Source organism: Serratia marcescens, from assembly GCF_001902635.1.
GTDB lineage: Bacteria > Pseudomonadota > Gammaproteobacteria > Enterobacterales > Enterobacteriaceae > Serratia > Serratia marcescens_F.
Genome location: NZ_MJAO01000024.1, coordinates 14,083 through 31,139 on the forward strand (window position 1 = coordinate 14,083; position 17,057 = coordinate 31,139).

Sequence of the window (17,057 nt, forward strand, 5' to 3'; positions counted from 1 at the left end):
CATTATCGGCATGCTCTGGTAAACGTCGGATAAACAATGGCGGGGCAACGTTAAACGCAACTTAAACGCGCCGGGCATTGGCGGCAGGGGCAAAACGTGAACCGATGCGCTTGAAAAGCGTCAAAGGTACTAATAAGGTATTATTAAGCTATCGCCATTATTGCGCCGGTCATGATGGCCCAATCACGATCCCATCGGCACACTTTCAGGAGCGACGGATGAAGCAGTTAACCCAGGCAGAACGCATAGCGGGCGCACTTTACGGACAGATGCTGGGCGATGCGCTCGGCATGCCTTCCGAGCTGTGGCCGCGTGAGCGGGTTAAGCGCCACTTCGGCTGGATAGATCGCTTCCTCGACGGGCCGGCGGAGAACACGGCCGCCTGTTACTTCAAGGCCGGGCAGTACACCGACGATACCTCGATGGCGTTGGCGCTGGCCGATGCGCTGCTGGAGGCGGAAGGCGAGGTAGTGCCGGAGCTGATCGCCCGCAACGTGATCCGCTGGGTGGAGAGTTTTGACGCCTTCAACAAGAACATCCTCGGCCCCAGCTCCAAACTGGCGCTGAGCGAACAAAAAGCGGGAACGCCGATCGCCGAGTTGGAAAACAACGGAATCACCAACGGTGCGGCGATGCGCATTTCGCCTCTGGGCTGCGTGCTGCCTTCCGCGCCGCTGGAGGATTTCTGCCACCAGGTGTGGTTGGCCTCCAGCCCGACGCACAAATCCGACATCGCCGTTGCCGGTGCGGTCGCGATCGCCTGGGCCGTCGCGCGGGCGGTGGAGGGGGCTGACTGGGCCTCAATTCGCCTGGCGTTGCCGGGCGTGGCGGAGTATGCCCAACGCCGCCAGGAAACGACGTTCAGCCCCTCGCTGGCGGCGCGCATCGAACTGGCATTTCAGGTGGTGGATGAAGCCGCCGGCGCCGAGCAGGCTTCCGAGCGGGTGTATCAACTGATCGGCGCCGGGGTGAGTACCATCGAGTCGGTGCCCGCGGCGCTGGCGATGGTGCAGCTGGCGCAAACCGACCCTACCCGGTGCGCCGTGCTGTGCGCCAATTTGGGCGGCGACACCGACACCATCGGCGCGATGGCCACCGCTGTCTGCGGCGCGCTGCACGGCGCCGGTGCGATTGAGCCGGCGTTGCTGGCGGAATTGCAGCGGGTGAATCAGCTGGACGTCGAGGCCTATGCCCTGGCGTTCGCGCGTTTTCGCCGCCGTCGGCAGGGTGAGGCCTAAGCTACCGCGTGACGCAGCGAGTCAACTTTCGCTGGTAAACTCGTACATGTCGCTGCGGCAGAAGCTTTCGCTGTATTCGATCGGTTGTTTGCGGTGATCGAACAGCGTCTGGCGCACGATCAGCAGCGGCATCGGTTCCGATAGCTGCAGCGCCTGACGGATATCGTCGTCGGCCATCGCCGCGCTGACCTGGCTGCGCAACGATCCCATTTCCACGTTATTGCGCCGGAAATAGTCGTACAGCGAGATACCGATCTCGTCGACATTGGCAATCGCCGCCATCACCACGTAGGACACCGCCACCGACATCGGCCGCCGATCGATAAAGTGAATGCGTTTGAGTTTGTAGATTGGCGTTCTGGCCGCCAGCTGGAGCTTCTCTGCCAGTTCGGCGCTGGCCGGCACCCGTTCGCGGCTGATCCACTGCGTATCCGGCCGGCGCCCCTGCATCATCACCTCGCGTGAGAACCCTTTGACGTCTGCCAATGAATAGCGCAGCTTCGGTTCGGGTTGTTGCGGTTGGATAAAGGTGCCGTAACCGCGCGAACGGCCGATGATGCCGTCCTGTTCCAGGCAGGCCAGTGCTTTGCGTACCGTGATGCGCGAGATGCCGAGTTGTTCGGTGAACAGGCGTTCGCTAGGCAAAAAATCCCCCGAATTCAGCAATCCTTGCTCGATGGCCTGGCGTAGCGAAGCGTTGAAACGCAGATACAGCGGCATCGCGCCCGCGCTGGCCAGATCTCGCTGCAGTTTGTCCAGCAAACGCTGGTTGATCTCCTTGCTCATAGCCGACTGAAGTCCTGTTGCCTCAATGCGATGGCCTATTTAAGGGGATTTCGCCGGGCAGCGCAACTGCCGCCGCCGGCGGCGTGAAATGAGGTAGAGTAGTGAACCATTGCCCCGAGTTCGGAGAAACAGACAGCCCATGAGCGACACCCCACGACACGCGGACGACGCGGCGATCCTGGCTGCTTTCGCACAGCAGCGTCGGCAAGGCCTGACCCGGCGTTCGGCGCTGCATCAGGCCCTGTTGCAACTGATCGCCGCCGGGGAACTGCCCTGGCGGGCGAAGCTGCCGCCAAGCCGCGCGCTGGCGGCCCGGCTGACGGTGGCGCGCGATACGGTGGAACAGACCTACGCGCGGCTGGAGGCGGAGGGGTATATCAGCCGAACGGTGGGGAGCGGCAGTTTTGTGCGTTATCGTTGCGATACGCTGCTTGGCCGTGAACTGCTGGCGCCGCAGGCCGACCAGGAAGCGCGGTTGGCGGAGCGCGAGCTGAGCGATCGCGGCAGGGCGTTGCTGGCGGTCAGCCATACGCCGCACACCAGCCGCCAGGCGTCGCTGACGCCCTCGTTGGCGGACCTGCGGGCATTTCCCATCGATCAATGGCTGCTGCGGGAAAAGCAGGCGCTGCGGCGGCACGGCGAGCGCCTGTTGGGGTATGCCGATCCACAGGGGTTGCCGGAACTGCGTGCGGAGATCGCGCACTACTTGCAGCGGGAGCGGGGCGTCAAGGCGACGGCAGAGCAGGTGATTGTGGTGACCAGCTCTCAGCAGGCGCTGGCGCTGTGTACCCAGGTGCTGTTCGATCCCGGCGATGCGGTGTTCGTCGAAGAACCTGGCTACCAGGGGGCGAAAAAGCTGGTGCAGTCGGCGGGGTTGCAGGCGCGGCCGATCGGCATTGACGAGCAGGGGCTGGACGTTGGGCAACTGATGCACGCTTCGGGCGGTGGACGGGGCGTTTACATCACGCCGTCTCATCACTACCCGCTGGGGTATTCGTTGAGTCTCGAACGGCGGCTGGCGCTGTTGCAGTGGGCACAGCACCGGCGGGCCTGGATCATCGAAGACGATTACGATGCCGAGTTCAACTACGACCGGCAAACCAAGGCGGCGTTGCAGGGGTTGGACAGCGGCGGGCGCACGCTGTACATCGGCACCTTCAGCAAGACGCTGTTTCCGGGGTTGCGCATCGGTTTTATGATTGCGCCGCCGCAGCTGGTGCGGCCGTTGGTCGCCGCCAGGCAGTTTCAGGACGGCTACACGTCGGCGCTGGCGCAGATGACGCTGTTCCATTTCCTGCATGAGGGCGGCTACGCCGAGCATCTGCGCAATATGCGCACGCTGTACAAGGCGCGGCTGGACGTGTTGTACAACGCGGTGCATCGTCACCTGGCTGCCTGGACGCGCCCGGCGCTGCCGCAGGGTGGGCTGCAGTTGGTTTGTCCGCTGGCCGATGCGGCGACGGAACGGCGGCTGGTGGCGGCCGCCGCCGAACGGGGGATGCGGCTGTACGGCCTGGCGGATTTCTACACCGGCCCGCCGCAGCGCGGGGCTCTGGTGCTCGGCTTCTCGGCCTATACGCCGGATGAGATCGCGCGTTTTATTGCCACGCTGGCGCAGGTGTTCAACGCGCTGCCGGTGGAAAGCGATGGCTAAAATTGGTCTGCTCTTCGTTTTAGATTGGTCCGTATTGCACCGCCGCCGTGCGGTGTATTCTGCCGCTATCCGATTATTTCCCTAATGGAAATAATATCTTACTCCCGTGAGGCGCTATGAATCCATCAAACCGTGAAGTGACTATCCGCAGAATCAATGGCGACGACAGAGCGCAATGGCTGGCGCTGTGGCAAGGCTATCTCGATTTTTACCGCGCCGACGTGGCGCCGCAGGTGACCGATCGCACCTTCGAACGCCTGGGGCAGGATGAACAGGTGTACGGGCTGGTGGCGGCGGACGCCGACGGCCGGCTGCTGGGGCTGATGAACCTGGTGTTCCACCCGTCCACCTGGAGCGCGGTCGGCTATTGTTATATCGAAGACCTCTATGTGTCGCCGCAGGCGCGCGGCCATAAAGTGTCGGAAAAACTGTTCGAACAGGCGTATCGGCTGGCGGAGGCGCGCGGCAGCGATCGGGTCTATTGGATGACCCAGGAGTACAACGCGCCGGCGCGCTCGCTGTACGACAAAATCGGCAGAAGAAGCTCGTTTATCGTTTATACCCGTTAACCGCAGGAGGCGTGTATGGCAATGAATCGTTATGGTCAGCCGGTTGGCGAATCGATGCCGGATTGGCAGCCGGCTCGCCGCCCGGGCGGCGCGACGCTCGGCGGGCGTTTCTGCTCGCTGGCGCCGCTTGAGCCGCAGCGGGATTACGCCGCGCTGTTCGAGGCGTTTCAACGGGCGCCGGACGGCCGCGACTGGACCTATCTGTCTATCGAGCGGCCCGACACGCCGGCGGCGATGTTGCAACATCTGGAGACGCTGCAGGCCAACCCGGCGCTGGTCAATCTGACGGTGTTCGACGCCGCCAGCGATGTGCCGGTGGGGACGGTGGCGTTGATGCGCATCGACGAGGTCAACGGCGTGCTGGAGATTGGCCACGTCAGCTGGTCGCCGTTGATGAAACAGCGCTCCAGCGCTACCGAAGCCATCGCGCTGCTGCTGCGCTACGCCTTCGACACGCTGGGCTACCGCCGCTGCGAGTGGAAATGCGACAGCCACAACGCGCCGTCCCGCCAGGCCGCGCTGCGCTTTGGCTTCCGTTACGAGGGCAACTTCCGCTTTGCGGTGATCGTCAAGGGGCGCAGCCGGGATACCGACTGGTTCGCCATCACCGCTGACCGTTGGCCGGCGGTGCGGCAGGCGCTGGCGCGCTGGCTGAGTGCGGACAACTTCGATGCGCAGGGGCGGCAGATTGCCCGGCTGCAGGTGTTGCGCGGCGAATAGCCATGAAAAAGGCGGCCCGCGGGCCGCCTTGCTTTTATCTCGCTAACACGCTTACTTCAGCTCGTCGACCATGGTGGTGGCGCGGCCGATGTAGTTGGCCGGGGTCATCGCCTTCAGACGGGTTTTCTCTTCTTCCGGCAGCGCCAGGCCGTCGATGAACGCCTGCATGCCGGCCGCGTCCACGCGCTTGCCGCGGGTCAGCTCTTTCAGCTTCTCGTAAGGCTTCTCGATGCCGTAACGGCGCATCACGGTCTGGATCGGTTCGGCCAGCACTTCCCAGTTGTGATCCAGTTCGTCCAGCAGATGCGCCTGGTTCACTTCCAGCTTGCTGATGCCTTTCAGGGTGGACTGATAGGCGATCAGCGCGTAGCCCAGGCCCACGCCCAGGTTACGCAGCACGGTGGAGTCGGTCAGGTCGCGCTGCCAGCGGGAAACCGGCAGTTTGCCCGCCAGGTGGCCCAGCACGGCGTTGGCCAGGCCCAGGTTGCCTTCGGAGTTTTCGAAGTCGATCGGGTTGACCTTGTGCGGCATGGTGGAGGAGCCGATCTCGCCGGCGATGGTCTTCTGCTTGAAGTGGTTCAGGGCGATATAGCCCCAAATGTCACGGTCGAAGTCGATCAGAATGGTGTTGAAACGCGCCACGCAGTCGAACAGCTCGGCGATATAGTCATGTGGCTCGATCTGGGTGGTGTACGGGTTCCAGGTGATGCCGAGCGAGGTCACGAACGCTTCGCTGAACTGGTGCCAGTCCACTTCCGGGTAAGCGACGATGTGGGCGTTGTAGTTGCCGACCGCGCCGTTGATTTTACCCATGATTTCCACGCGCTCCAGCTGGCGGTACTGGCGCTCCATGCGGTAAGCCACGTTGGCGAACTCTTTGCCGACGGTCGACGGGGTAGCCGGCTGGCCGTGGGTGCGCGACAGCAGCGGGATATCGCGGTATTCCAGCGCCAGCCCTTTCAGCGCGTCGATGATTTTACGCCAGTAAGGCAGCACCACGTCCTGACGGGCGCTTTGCAGCATCAGCGCGTGCGACAGGTTGTTGATGTCTTCGGAAGTGCAGGCGAAGTGGATAAACTCGGATACTGCGTGCAGCGCAGGCACCGCCGCCACTTTTTCCTTCAGAAAATACTCGACCGCTTTTACGTCGTGGTTGGTGGTGCGCTCGATGGTTTTGATGCGCTGAGCGTCTTCTTCGTTGAATTCCGTGACGATTTTGTCGAGGAAAGCGTTTGCGTCGGCGTCAAAAGCGGGAACTTCCTTGATTTCTGCGCAGGCCGCCAGTTTTTGCAGCCAACGTACTTCAACCTGTACGCGGAATTTCAGCAGACCGTATTCGCTGAAAATGGGGCGCAGTGCGCTGACTTTATCACCGTAGCGTCCATCAACGGGGGAAACGGCGGTCAGTGAGGATAATTCCATCGGTAGCAACTCCTGGGATCGATTAACAATGAGCAACGATATTTTGCGCCTGCTTGAACAGACGATTACGGGAAAACATTAACTGCAGGCGGCTGCCGCCGACCTGTTGCCACAGCACGGCGGCGCGAATGCCGGCCAACAGCGTGGCGCGAACCTTGGCTTGCACCTGCGGGTTTTGCAGGATCGCCGGCGAGCCGGTCACCTGGATGCGCGGCCCGAGCGGGCTGACCACGTCGACGTAAATGCCGGCCAGCGCGCTGATAATGGTGTCCGACTCGAGGTCGAAGTGCGCCAGCTGGCGTTCGAGCTGGCCGAGGCGTTCGCCGAGCGTGTTCATCGCCTGTTTGTTGGCGTTGAGCTTACGCTCCAGCACCATCAGGCTGATGGTGTAGCGGGTCAGTTCCGCGCCCGGCCCTTTGTTGTTGGCGTTAAGCACGCCCATCAGGGTTTCGAGGCCGACCATCAAATTGCGTTCTTCGCCGCCGAACACCGCCAGCGTGGAGGGCGGGTCCATTTGCAACAGGCTTTTCAACGAGGTTTGAAAGGCTTCGCGGTTGCATTGCCCTTCATGGGCCAGCTGCTGAACCAAACGCGCCGACTGGCTGATACCCGCCATCGCCAGCGTGATGTCATAATAATTCTTCGCCACGATTACTCCTGTAAACGCTGTGAACGGTACATGGCTTACTGCATAAGGTTGTGTGTATCGCCGGGGTAACGGCGGCGGCCGCGAACGGTAACGATCGGGCGTGGCTGTAACAACGATGACAACGAATGCCGCGGATCATGCCACAAAATCGAGGGTAAACCCAGCGTCTAATACGCCGGTAACGAGGCGGATGCGCCGTGCGGCGCAGAACTGCGCAAATAGGCGGCGAAAATCGCCGGTGCGGCGGCGCGAACTTATTGTTGCGGCGGCAAATAAAGTGCGGCGGCTGCATCTATACTGCCAACGTGAGCCCTCAAATAAAGACCTTTATATGCACGTGAAAAACAAGCAGCCGCTGCCGGCGGTGACGCTGGCGGCCATCGGCGTGGTGTACGGCGATATCGGTACCAGTCCGCTGTATACCCTGCGCGAATGCCTGACGGCGGAGGAGGGCATCACCATGACGCCGGCCTCGATCTACGGCTTTCTGTCGCTGATTTTCTGGCTGCTGACGCTGGTGGTGTCTATTAAATACGTCTGCTTCGTGATGCGCGCCGACAACGACGGTGAGGGGGGGATTCTGACGCTGATGTCGCTGGCGATCCGCAACCTGGATGCGCGCTGGGTGCCGGCGGCGGTGCTGATCGGGCTGGTGGGCGGCAGCTTTTTCTACGGCGACGGGGTGATTACCCCGGCCATCTCGGTGCTCTCGGCCATTGAAGGGCTGCAGATTATCGCCCCCGAGCTGGACAGCTTTATCGTGCCGCTGTCGCTGCTGGTGTTGACCGCGCTGTTCGTGATCCAAAAGCACGGTACCGGCAGCGTCGGTAAATTATTCGCTCCGGCGATGGTCATCTGGTTCCTGACGCTGGCGCTGCTGGGCATCGGCGGCATTCTGCATCACCCCGGCGTACTGCGGGCGCTGAACCCTTATTGGGCGGTGAATTTCTTCCTCGAGTACAAGGCGGTATCGTTCTTCGCGCTGGGTATGGTGGTGTTGTCGGTTACCGGCGCCGAGGCGCTGTACGCCGATATGGGCCACTTCGGCAAAAAACCGATCCGTCTGGCGTGGTTTACGCTGGTGGCACCGGCGTTGGTGCTGAACTACTTCGGCCAGGGGGCGTTGCTGCTGGTCAACCCGGCGGCGATCAACAACCCGTTCTTCCTGCTGGCGCCGACCTGGGCGCTGATCCCGCTGTTGGTGATCGCCACCTTGGCGACGGTGATCGCCTCGCAGGCGGTGATCTCCGGCGTGTTCTCGCTGACGCGCCAGGCGGTGCGGCTGGGCTACCTGCCGCCGATGCGCATCATCTATACCTCCGATCAGGAGTCCGGGCAGATCTATATTCCGGTGGTGAACTGGCTGCTGTTCGCGGCGGTCTTGATCGTGATTATCAGCTTCAAACACTCCAGCAATCTGGCCTCGGCTTACGGCATCGTGGTGACCGGCACCATGCTGCTGTCATCGATTCTGCTGAGCATCGTGGCGGTGAAAAACTGGGGCTGGCCGCGCGCGCTGGGCGGGCTGATGTTGCTGGTCATGCTGTGCATCGACGTGCCGCTGTTCGGCGCCAACCTGATCAAACTGGCGACCGGTGGCTGGCTGCCGGTGGCGCTGGGGTTGATCATTCTGCTGATCATGCTGACCTGGAAGACCGAACGCTCGCGCCTGATCCGCCGGTTGCGCGACAATCAGGAAGGGTTGACCGCGCTGATCGAGTCGTTGGAGAAGGCGCCGCCGAAGCGGGTGCCGGGCACTGCGGTGTTTATGGAACGCACGCCGCACGCGGTGCCGCTGGTGCTGTTGCACAACCTGAAGCACAACAAGGTGCTGCATGAGCGCGTGGTGCTGCTGACCATCGTGAGCACCGATATGCCGTACGTACACAACGTGCAGCGGGTGACGATCGAACGGCTGTCGGCGAGTTTCTGGCGAGTGGTGGCGAGCTACGGCTGGCGCGAGACGCCCAACGTGACGGATATCCTTTACCGCTGCGGGCTGGAGGGAATGAGCTTCACCATGAGCGAAACCTCGTTCTTCATGTCGCGCGATACGCTGGTGCTGGGCAAACGCCCCTGGTATCTGCGCATTCGCGGCAAAGTGTTCCAGCTATTGCAGCGCAACGCGCTGCGGGCGCCGGATCTGTTCGAAATCCCGCCTAACCGGGTGATCGAACTGGGGGCGCAGGTGGAGTTCTGAATAAAAAAACGCTGCGATAAACGCAGCGTTTTTGTTCGGCAGGGGAGTTACGCCAGGCGCTGTTCGATGATGCCGCCGCCGAGGCAGATTTCGCCCTGGTAGAATACCGCCGACTGACCGGGGGTGACGGCGGCGACCGGCTCGTCGAAACGCACTTCGATGCGCTCGTCGTCAAGCGGGGTCACGGTGCACGGGATGTCCTGCTGGCGATAGCGGGTCTTCACCGTGCAGCGGAACGGGCCGTTCAGCGGCAGACGGTCGACCCAGTGCAGCTGTTGCGCGATAAGGCCAGTAGACATCAGGCGCGGGTGATCGTGCCCCTGCGCGACCACCAGCACGTTGTTGGCCACGTCTTTATCCACCACGTACCACGGATCTTCGCTGCTGTCTTTCATGCCGCCGATGCCCAGCCCTTTGCGCTGGCCGAGGGTGTGATACATCAGGCCCTGGTGTTCGCCGACGGTCTGGCCGTCAACGCTGACGATCGGGCCCGGTTGCGCCGGCAGGTAGCGGCCGAGGAAGTCGCGGAACTTGCGCTCGCCGATAAAGCAGATGCCGGTGGAGTCTTTCTTCTTGGCGGTGACCAGCTCTAATTGCTCGGCGATGCGGCGCACCTCCGGTTTCTCCAGCTCGCCGACCGGGAACAGGCTTTGCGCCACCTGCTCGTGGCTCAGGGTGTAGAGGAAGTAGCTCTGATCTTTGTTGCCGTCGACGCCGCGCAGCAGGCGGCTTTTGCCGTCCACGTCCTGGCGGCGCACGTAGTGACCGGTGGCGATGAAATCGGCCCCCAGATCTTCGGCGGCGAACTCCAGGAAGGCTTTGAATTTGATCTCTTTATTGCACAGGATGTCCGGGTTCGGCGTGCGGCCGGCCTTGTACTCTTCCAGGAACAGCTCAAACACGTTGTCCCAGTATTCCGCCGCAAAGTTCACCGTGTGCAGTTCGATGCCCAGCTTGTCGCAGACCGCTTGCGCGTCGGCCAGATCGGTCGCGGCGGAGCAGTACTCTTCGTCGTCGTCTTCTTCCCAGTTCTTCATAAACAGCCCAGCGACCTGATAGCCCTGTTGCTGTAACAGATAGGCGGTAACGGAAGAGTCGACGCCGCCGGACATACCGACGATTACTTTTTTCTGGCTGTTGTCTGACATGGGGATCTCACGAACTTGAACACGAACCGTGCTGATAAAAACAAGCGCAGGATTTTACCACGTTGGCCGCGCCGGCGCACTGTTCATCTTGTGCTGCCCGGTGCCCTTAAAACGGCCAGGCGAAGCTGCCGACCAGCGACAGCGGGTAGCGCTCCGGCTGCTGGTAGCTGCGAATGCTCTCCGCCACCAGCGCGGAACGCAGGTTGGGCGCCTGCAAAATCTCTTCGGCGCTCAGCCACAGGCAACGATCGATGTCGCTGTCGTGCGGCTCGGTCGGCAGCGGTTGTTCCAGCTCGATAACGAAGCAAAAACGCAGGAACGGCGTGCGATCCGGCGCGATCCACTGGTGCAGGCGCAGGAACGCCTGCGGCGTGGCGCGGATGCCGGTTTCTTCCCACAGCTCACGCTCGGCGGCCTGCGCCAGCGTCTCGTCGGCCTCCAGGTGGCCGGCCGGCTGGTTCCACAGCGCTTTGCCGTTGATGGTCTCTTCGACGATCAGAAATTTGCCGGCGGCGTGCACCACGCAGGCCACGGTGACGTGCGGTTTGAACATGCGGTCTCCTTACAGCGGTTTGTCGATGCGCCGGTAGATGCCGTCCAACTCGGCGAACAACAGCGCGGTCAGGGTGTGCTTCATGACGCCTCCCTCGGTCGGGCTACAGAGAATCGAGGGTTTTCCATTCACCGGGTTGCAGTGAGCCCAGCGAAAGATTACCCATACTGTAGCGAATCAGGCGCAGGGTAGGGAACCCGATATGCGCCGTCATGCGACGCACCTGACGGTTTCGCCCTTCATACAGGGTGATTTTCAACCAGCAGGTGGGGATGGATTTACGTTCGCGAATCGGCGGGTTGCGTGGCCACAGCCACTGCGGCTCGGCCACCAACTCCACCCCGGCGGGCAGCGTGGGGCCGTCTTTCAGCGTGACGCCGCTGCGCAGCGGTGCCAGATCGCTCTCCTGCGGTGCGCCTTCGACCTGCACATAATAGATTTTGCCGGTGCGCTTGCCCGGCTGGGTGAGCTGCGCCTGCAGCTGGCCGTCGTTGGTCAGCACCAGCAGCCCTTCGCTGTCGCGATCCAGGCGCCCGGCGGCGTAAACGTCGGGGAAGGGGATGTATTCTTTCAGCGTGGCGCGGCCGGCTTCGTCGGTGAACTGCGGCAGCACGTCGAAGGGCTTGTTGAATAACACAATTCGGCGCGGCCCTTTCGGCGCGGCGGGTTTGGCGGCATTCGGCTTGCTGAATCGTTTAACGTTGTGATTTCTAACAGAGAATTTTTTCATAACAGTTGAGATTACGGATGATAAGCGCATTATAACCGAATCCGTTTCGGATTGGCGCGGACCGAATATTCAAGTAGTATCTACACGCATCTTACAAAGCATTAACAAAATTGCGCTTGAAGGAGAGGTTGATGGAAAGCAAAGTAGTTGTTCCGGCAGAAGGTAAAAAAATCACGGTTGACGCCCAGGGTAAACTGGTTGTTCCTCATAACCCGATCATCCCGTTCATCGAAGGCGACGGCATCGGCGTTGACGTGACTCCTGCCATGATCCACGTGGTTGATGCGGCCGTTAAAAAGGCTTACCACGGCGAACGTAAAATCTCCTGGATGGAAATCTACACCGGCGAAAAATCTACTCACGTTTACGGTAAAGACGTGTGGCTGCCGGACGAAACTCTGGACCTGATCCGCGACTACCGCGTCGCCATCAAAGGCCCCCTGACCACCCCGGTCGGCGGCGGCATCCGTTCTCTGAACGTGGCCCTGCGTCAGCAGCTGGACCTGTACGTGTGCCTGCGCCCGGTGCGTTACTACCAGGGCACCCCAAGCCCGGTGAAACAGCCTGAGCTGACCGACATGGTGATCTTCCGCGAAAACGCCGAAGACATCTACGCCGGCATCGAGTGGAAAGCCGGCTCCGCCGAAGCGGACAAAGTGATCAAATTCCTGCGCGACGAAATGGGCGTGAAGAAAATCCGCTTCCCAGAGCAGTGCGGTATCGGCGTGAAGCCATGCTCCGAAGAAGGGACCAAGCGTCTGGTGCGTGCGGCGATCGAATACGCTATCACCAACGACCGTGACTCCGTGACCCTGGTTCACAAAGGCAACATCATGAAGTTCACCGAAGGTGCCTTCAAGGATTGGGGCTATGAGCTGGCGCGCGAAGAGTTCGGCGGCGAGCTGATTGACGGCGGCCCATGGTTGAAGATCAAGAACCCGAACACCGGCAAAGAGATCGTGGTTAAAGACGTGATCGCCGACGCCTTCCTGCAGCAGATCCTGCTGCGCCCGGCAGAATACGACGTGATCGCCTGTATGAACCTGAACGGCGACTACATCTCCGACGCCCTGGCTGCCCAGGTCGGCGGTATCGGCATCGCCCCGGGTGCCAACATCGGCTCCGACTGCGCGCTGTTCGAAGCGACTCACGGCACCGCGCCGAAGTACGCCGGCCAGGACAAAGTAAACCCAGGCTCCATCATCCTGTCCGCAGAGATGATGCTGCGCCACATGGGCTGGTTCGAAGCGGCTGACCTGATCGTTAAGGGCATGGAAGGTGCTATCGCTGCCAAAACCGTGACCTACGACTTCGAACGCCTGATGGAAGGCGCTAAGCTGCTGAAATGTTCAGAGTTTGGCGACGCTATCGTTAAACACATGTAAGTGTGTTTGGCGCTTGAATAAGAAAGGGGAACCTAATGGTTCCCTTTTTTATTATTAAAATTGCTACGGTTATCAAAACGTTATCAAAACTCGGCCATTTTCACACTTTTGATATGTTTCAAACTAAAGAGTGAAGTTCACTCAAAACCATAGAAAAGGGTTACTCCCGCTCGTAAGTTAATTGTTTGTTTGAAACAAAACCAGTAACTGCACAAGCCAAGACTGAAGGGCCATTTTGAGCAAGGAGCGGAAGCTGGCGCATCAGAACTCGAACGATTCCAGTCACCGCTGGAATGAAAGATGCCGCTTGCGCGGCATTGTGTGCTTAATTCTGCTGGAACATTAGAAGCCTGTACCCTATGAAATTACAGGCCCACTTTCATAATGGTATACGGAGACTCAGTGAATGATCTCTTCCCCAAATCAGCGCCAGACTAAATCAGAGATCCGGGCTTTTTTGATCTCTTCCCCAAATCAGCGCCAGACTAAATCAGAGATCCGGGCTTTTTTGCAGACTTCGGACAAATTCCTCCGGAGTCTGGTTATTTAACGAAGAATGGGGTCTTTGCCGGTTATATTCCTGTCGCCAGCACTCGACCTTTTCCTGCGCATCTTCCAGTGACAGAAACCAGTGAACGTTCAGACACTCGTCACGGAAGCTACCGTTAAATGATTCGATTAACGCATTGTCCGTCGGCTTTCCCGGCTGGGAGAAGTCCATCGTGATGCCATTTTCATACGCCCATTTATCCAACGCCTTTGAGATAAATTCGCTGCCATTGTCGGTCTGAAGCCGTTCGGGGACTCGCTGCTGTAATTGCTTCAGCCGCGCCATTACCGCAACGACATCGTCACCCCGCAGGCCCTGTCCCACTTCTATCGCCAGGCATTCCCGACTAAAATTATCGACTACAGTCAGCGCACGGATCCGACGCCCGTTGAACAGATTATCAGCAACGAAATCCATGCTCCAGCACTGATCGGCCGTCGTCACTGCCGGACGCGCCAGTCTGTGCCTGGCTGTGACATGTCGTCGGGGGCGTTTTGTCCGTAGATTCAGCCCTTCCTGACAATAAATACGGTGGGTTTTCTTATGGTTAATCAGCCAGCCTTCCCGGCGCAGCAGGATATGAATGCGCTGCATGCCGTAGCGAATGCGGGTTTCGGCTATCTCCCTTATCCGCTGCGTGATGGCGCGGTCGTCGCGCCGGCTTTGATAGTGATAGACCGTGCGGCTCTGCATCATCAGACGACAGCCACGCCGCAGCCCGATGCGGTAGGCCTCCAGCAACCAGGATACCGCTTCCCGTTTCTGGGCCGGCCTCAGAACTTTTTTTTGATGACCTCCTGCAGCATCTCTTTGTCCAGACTCAGATCTGCCACCAGACGCTTAAGGCGCTGATTTTCTTCCTCCAACTGCCTCAGGCGACGAAGTTCCGTTACGCCCATGCCACCGAATTTCTTCTTCCAATTGTAAAAAGTGGCTTCGGAAATCCCCATCTTTCTGCACACTTCCTCCACGCGGGTGCCGGTTTCAGCCTGTTTCAGGGCAAACGCGATCTGTTCTTCGGTATAACGGGTCTTTTTCATATCAGATGACCTCTTTTTTCAGGAGAAGAAAGGCCGAAAACTCTACTTTACGCCGGTACTGAACAAAGGGAAGAGATCAATGCTAGAGGATCTCTAAAAGTGAATGGTCCGTTTTACCGGGATACTTACACAGGCACCTGAACCGAACCATGCCGCTGTTTACCTGGGTGACGGGATTATGATCCATCACATGTATGGTCAGCTCAGTAACCGTGTCTCCTACGGCGGATATTGGCAAGAACGGACGATCACGGTTTTGCGTTTTAACGGGTGAATATCTTAACTTCAACTGCTAACATTGATGGGGGTTGTTATTCTATAGGAAAAGGATTAAATGAGAGAATTTGGATTTTTATTGCTGGCAATAGGTGTCGTTTGGCTGTTGATAGCTTTTAACATGGACACCTATGTTTTTACTGGGTATGGTGAACGTGTCAATAATATCGGCTTGATTGCATCTAAACAAAATCACTTGCTGATATCATCAGTTATTTCTATTTGCGCCATTTTGATGATCATCTTTGGGAAGTCGTCTTCTAAGGCAACTGATTCATATGTAAAATGCCCGTTCTGTGCCGAAAAAATAAATCCTGAAGCAATTAAGTGCAAGCATTGCGCTAGTGATGTATCTGTTCAGTTGAAATCACAGAAAGAAAACAAGTTTTCATTTTATGGGTTTGATCATAACTTATTGATATCAAAAGATGATGGCCTGTCATTAAATGATGGTGGTGTGATGGATTTAGCCAATAAAATCAAGTCAATATCAAAGTCAAATCGTGATTCTTATATTTTTGGTGAGCATCAATCAGATATCACATACATTAAATACAAACTCCCTAAAGCTGTTCAAGACGAGTTTGTAAAAAAGTTGAAGTACTGGCTCACTAAATAAAATTTATTCGACAAGAAAGCCGCGCTATGCGCGGTTTTTTTATGCACCGAAAACCCCCTGCTAGGCTGGGGGTTCCGTAAAGCTTACAGTTTTGAGTAGGCTTTTAAAACCCCTTTTGATTTGTTAGAAAAACCTTGCGGTCTGGCAACTGCAAAGGTTCATTCAAAGAATCAAAAGGGGGTCTCTATGGGGGACGAAAAGAGCTTAGCGCACACCAGATGGAACTGTAAATATCACATAGTGTTTGCCCCAAAGTACCGGAGACAGGTGTTCTACGGGGAAAAACGTAGAACAATAGGCAGCATATTAAGAAAGCTGTGCGAATGGAAAAACGTCACGATCCTGGAAGCAGGAATGCTGTGCAGATCATACCCATATGCTTCTGGAGAGCCCGCCGAAAATGAGCGTATCGAGCTTTATGGGATATCTGAAGGGCAAAAGCAGCCTGATGCTTTACGAGCAATTTGGCGATCTGAAGTTCAAGTATCGTAACCGAGAGTTCTGGTGTCGAGGGTATTACGTAGACACCGTGGGTAAAAATACAGCAAAGATACAGGATTACATAAAACATCAGTTGGAGCAGGATAAATTAGGGGAGCAACTATCGCTCCCGTATCCAGGTAGCCCGTTTACGGGCAGTAAGTAACGGTCTAAACGCAAATGTCAGATTGCTATGCGCCTGTTAGGGCGCGGCTGGTAAGAGAGCCTTACAGGCGCATATGAAAAACCTCCAGCTATGCCGGAGGATATTTATTATGGTTTAACTGTGAATGAGGTCTCGGGCTGGCTCATTGAGCGGCGCTAGCCGATTAACGGACGACCAGCACCGGGCAATTGGCGTGGCGGACGACGGCGGTGGCATTGGAGCCGAGGAGGTAAGTGATCGCAGAAGGGCGGTTTGAACCCATCACGATAATCTCTGCGTTAAGCGAAGCGGCGAGTTCCAGAATCTGATCTTTAGGATCGCCTATGGCAACATGCGTGGTCACTCTATCTTCAGGCACGCTGAATTCTTTTGCCGCTTTTGTCAGCCCCTCGGTCGCTAGCGCAATGGTTTCGTCTTTGGTTTCTATCGCTGCCGTGGCGGCAAAGCCGAAAGCGGCGTAGGTGGCGCGCGACGGGATCACAGCCAGGAAATGGACGTGGGAGTCTTCGAGCCTGGCGAGCGCGTTGACATGCGGGATGACCTGCTGTGTTAATTCGGGCTCGGTAATATCCACTGGAACCAAGATAGTTTTATACATACTCCCTCCTTATCGTTTTCAAATAACTCCACTTATCAAAGTATAGCTTCCAGACGCCAAAAAAACGGCGATCGGTATGGCAGAACCAAAGAAATGGGTCGCCGAAAAGGTAAAGTATGCGGAAATTGCTGTCGTGGCAATAGGTTAGAAGCGGCTGGTCGGGTCGCTACAGGCGTGGAGGATGCTAATCTGCTGAAATGCTCAGCGTTCGGCACTGCTATCGTTGAGCACGTAGCAGCGTGCTGGGCGTTTGAGCAGAAAAGGAGCTATCGGG

At 58.3% G+C, this 17,057-nt stretch carries 16 protein-coding genes and 2 pseudogenes; 9 read left to right on the forward strand and 9 right to left on the reverse strand.

Features of this window, described 5'->3' with window-relative positions; all coding sequences use genetic code 11:
- The first annotated feature begins 218 nt into the window (after positions 1-218).
- A complete protein-coding gene (locus BHU62_RS20055; RefSeq protein ID WP_073533916.1) occupies positions 219-1,238 on the forward strand; it encodes an ADP-ribosylglycohydrolase family protein in 1,020 nt (339 codons plus the stop codon).
- Positions 1,239-1,259: 21 nt separating this feature from the next.
- Here BHU62_RS20055 and BHU62_RS20060 read toward each other — a convergent pair whose 3' ends face one another.
- Positions 1,260-2,024, reverse strand: a complete 765-nt coding sequence (locus BHU62_RS20060; protein WP_073533918.1) for a GntR family transcriptional regulator — start codon at positions 2,022-2,024, stop codon at positions 1,260-1,262.
- A gap of 139 nt (positions 2,025-2,163) precedes the next feature.
- Here BHU62_RS20060 and BHU62_RS20065 point away from each other — a divergent pair, with 139 nt between their 5' ends.
- The 3 genes from BHU62_RS20065 (at position 2,164) to BHU62_RS20075 (ending at position 4,967) form a co-directional block, all read left to right on the forward strand.
- Positions 2,164-3,678: a PLP-dependent aminotransferase family protein gene (locus BHU62_RS20065; RefSeq protein ID WP_073533919.1), complete on the forward strand. Its 1,515-nt coding sequence runs from the start codon at positions 2,164-2,166 to the stop codon at positions 3,676-3,678.
- 116 nt (positions 3,679-3,794) lie between these two features.
- Complete coding sequence (locus BHU62_RS20070; RefSeq protein WP_073533920.1) at positions 3,795-4,247, forward strand: GNAT family N-acetyltransferase; 453 nt, start codon at positions 3,795-3,797, stop codon at positions 4,245-4,247.
- 15 nt (positions 4,248-4,262) lie between these two features.
- Positions 4,263-4,967 carry a GNAT family N-acetyltransferase gene (locus tag BHU62_RS20075; protein WP_073533921.1) on the forward strand — a complete coding sequence of 235 codons (705 nt, stop codon included), beginning with the start codon at positions 4,263-4,265 and terminating at the stop codon, positions 4,965-4,967.
- Between the two features lie 51 nt (positions 4,968-5,018).
- Here the strand turns inward: BHU62_RS20075 and purB are convergent, their stop codons facing one another.
- Complete coding sequence (gene purB / locus BHU62_RS20080) at positions 5,019-6,389, reverse strand: adenylosuccinate lyase (RefSeq protein ID WP_073533922.1); 1,371 nt, start codon at positions 6,387-6,389, stop codon at positions 5,019-5,021.
- A gap of 22 nt (positions 6,390-6,411) precedes the next feature.
- Complete coding sequence (hflD, locus tag BHU62_RS20085; RefSeq protein WP_004941196.1) at positions 6,412-7,038, reverse strand: high frequency lysogenization protein HflD; 627 nt, start codon at positions 7,036-7,038, stop codon at positions 6,412-6,414.
- A gap of 331 nt (positions 7,039-7,369) precedes the next feature.
- On the opposite strand from hflD, the gene kup reads away from it, so the two are divergent.
- Positions 7,370-9,238, forward strand: a complete 1,869-nt coding sequence (gene kup, locus BHU62_RS20090) for a low affinity potassium transporter Kup (protein ID WP_073533923.1) — start codon at positions 7,370-7,372, stop codon at positions 9,236-9,238.
- Between the two features lie 47 nt (positions 9,239-9,285).
- Here the strand turns inward: kup and mnmA are convergent, their stop codons facing one another.
- The 4 genes from mnmA to rluE all read right to left on the reverse strand — a co-directional run bounded on the left by mnmA (position 9,286) and on the right by rluE (position 11,669).
- On the reverse strand, positions 9,286-10,386 hold the full coding sequence (gene mnmA / locus BHU62_RS20095; protein WP_073533925.1) for a tRNA 2-thiouridine(34) synthase MnmA: 1,101 nt from the start codon (positions 10,384-10,386) through the stop codon (positions 9,286-9,288).
- A gap of 106 nt (positions 10,387-10,492) precedes the next feature.
- Positions 10,493-10,939 carry an NUDIX hydrolase gene (locus BHU62_RS20100; protein ID WP_073533927.1) on the reverse strand — a complete coding sequence of 149 codons (447 nt, stop codon included), beginning with the start codon at positions 10,937-10,939 and terminating at the stop codon, positions 10,493-10,495.
- Between the two features lie 9 nt (positions 10,940-10,948).
- Positions 10,949-11,071, reverse strand: a complete 123-nt coding sequence (locus BHU62_RS25535) for a hypothetical protein (RefSeq protein WP_265341106.1) — start codon at positions 11,069-11,071, stop codon at positions 10,949-10,951.
- Positions 11,043-11,669 (reverse strand): 23S rRNA pseudouridine(2457) synthase RluE, encoded by a 627-nt coding sequence (rluE, locus tag BHU62_RS20105; protein WP_073533929.1) that lies wholly within the window; start codon positions 11,667-11,669, stop codon positions 11,043-11,045. The genes BHU62_RS25535 and rluE overlap by 29 nt, the downstream gene beginning before the upstream one ends.
- Before the next feature lie 131 nt (positions 11,670-11,800).
- Here rluE and icd point away from each other — a divergent pair, with 131 nt between their 5' ends.
- A complete protein-coding gene (icd, locus tag BHU62_RS20110; protein ID WP_015377612.1) occupies positions 11,801-13,054 on the forward strand; it encodes an NADP-dependent isocitrate dehydrogenase in 1,254 nt (417 codons plus the stop codon).
- 490 nt (positions 13,055-13,544) lie between these two features.
- Here icd and BHU62_RS20115 read toward each other — a convergent pair.
- Positions 13,545-14,644, reverse strand: a protein-coding gene (locus tag BHU62_RS20115; RefSeq protein ID WP_088776072.1) for an IS3 family transposase whose coding sequence is annotated in 2 segments (ribosomal slippage) — positions 13,545-14,392 and positions 14,392-14,644 — 1,101 coding nt in all. Because the reading frame shifts where the segments join, the coding sequence is not laid out codon by codon here.
- Positions 14,645-14,774: 130 nt separating this feature from the next.
- Between BHU62_RS20115 and BHU62_RS20125 the strand changes: the two are divergent.
- The 3 genes and pseudogenes from BHU62_RS20125 to tnpA all read left to right on the forward strand — a co-directional run.
- Positions 14,775-14,918 (forward strand): annotated as a pseudogene (locus BHU62_RS20125) (NlpC/P60 family protein); the annotation flags it as partial.
- 60 nt (positions 14,919-14,978) lie between these two features.
- Positions 14,979-15,539 (forward strand): hypothetical protein, encoded by a 561-nt coding sequence (locus BHU62_RS20130; RefSeq protein ID WP_078062089.1) that lies wholly within the window; start codon positions 14,979-14,981, stop codon positions 15,537-15,539.
- Positions 15,540-15,725: 186 nt separating this feature from the next.
- Positions 15,726-16,185, forward strand: a pseudogene (tnpA, locus tag BHU62_RS20135) (IS200/IS605 family transposase).
- A 163-nt stretch (positions 16,186-16,348) separates the two neighbouring features.
- Here the strand turns inward: tnpA and uspF are convergent.
- Complete coding sequence (uspF, locus tag BHU62_RS20140; protein WP_073533934.1) at positions 16,349-16,783, reverse strand: universal stress protein UspF; 435 nt, start codon at positions 16,781-16,783, stop codon at positions 16,349-16,351.
- Positions 16,784-17,057: the final 274 nt, after the last annotated feature.

Excerpts from the sequence above, each read along its gene's own strand:
- purB (WP_073533922.1), bottom strand. The coding sequence starts at position 6,389 with ATGGAATTATCCTCACTGACCGCCGTTTCCCCCGTTGATGGACGCTAC.
- BHU62_RS20070 (WP_073533920.1), top strand. The coding sequence starts at position 3,795 with ATGAATCCATCAAACCGTGAAGTGACTATCCGCAGAATCAATGGCGAC.
- mnmA (WP_073533925.1), bottom strand. The coding sequence starts at position 10,386 with ATGTCAGACAACAGCCAGAAAAAAGTAATCGTCGGTATGTCCGGCGGC.
- BHU62_RS20065 (WP_073533919.1), top strand. The coding sequence starts at position 2,164 with ATGAGCGACACCCCACGACACGCGGACGACGCGGCGATCCTGGCTGCT.
- BHU62_RS20060 (WP_073533918.1), bottom strand. The coding sequence starts at position 2,024 with ATGAGCAAGGAGATCAACCAGCGTTTGCTGGACAAACTGCAGCGAGAT.
- BHU62_RS20100 (WP_073533927.1), bottom strand. The coding sequence starts at position 10,939 with ATGTTCAAACCGCACGTCACCGTGGCCTGCGTGGTGCACGCCGCCGGC.
- BHU62_RS20075 (WP_073533921.1), top strand. The coding sequence starts at position 4,263 with ATGGCAATGAATCGTTATGGTCAGCCGGTTGGCGAATCGATGCCGGAT.
- icd (WP_015377612.1), top strand. The coding sequence starts at position 11,801 with ATGGAAAGCAAAGTAGTTGTTCCGGCAGAAGGTAAAAAAATCACGGTT.
- kup (WP_073533923.1), top strand. The coding sequence starts at position 7,370 with ATGCACGTGAAAAACAAGCAGCCGCTGCCGGCGGTGACGCTGGCGGCC.
- uspF (WP_073533934.1), bottom strand. The coding sequence starts at position 16,783 with ATGTATAAAACTATCTTGGTTCCAGTGGATATTACCGAGCCCGAATTA.
- BHU62_RS20130 (WP_078062089.1), top strand. The coding sequence starts at position 14,979 with ATGAGAGAATTTGGATTTTTATTGCTGGCAATAGGTGTCGTTTGGCTG.
- rluE (WP_073533929.1), bottom strand. The coding sequence starts at position 11,669 with ATGAAAAAATTCTCTGTTAGAAATCACAACGTTAAACGATTCAGCAAG.
- BHU62_RS20055 (WP_073533916.1), top strand. The coding sequence starts at position 219 with ATGAAGCAGTTAACCCAGGCAGAACGCATAGCGGGCGCACTTTACGGA.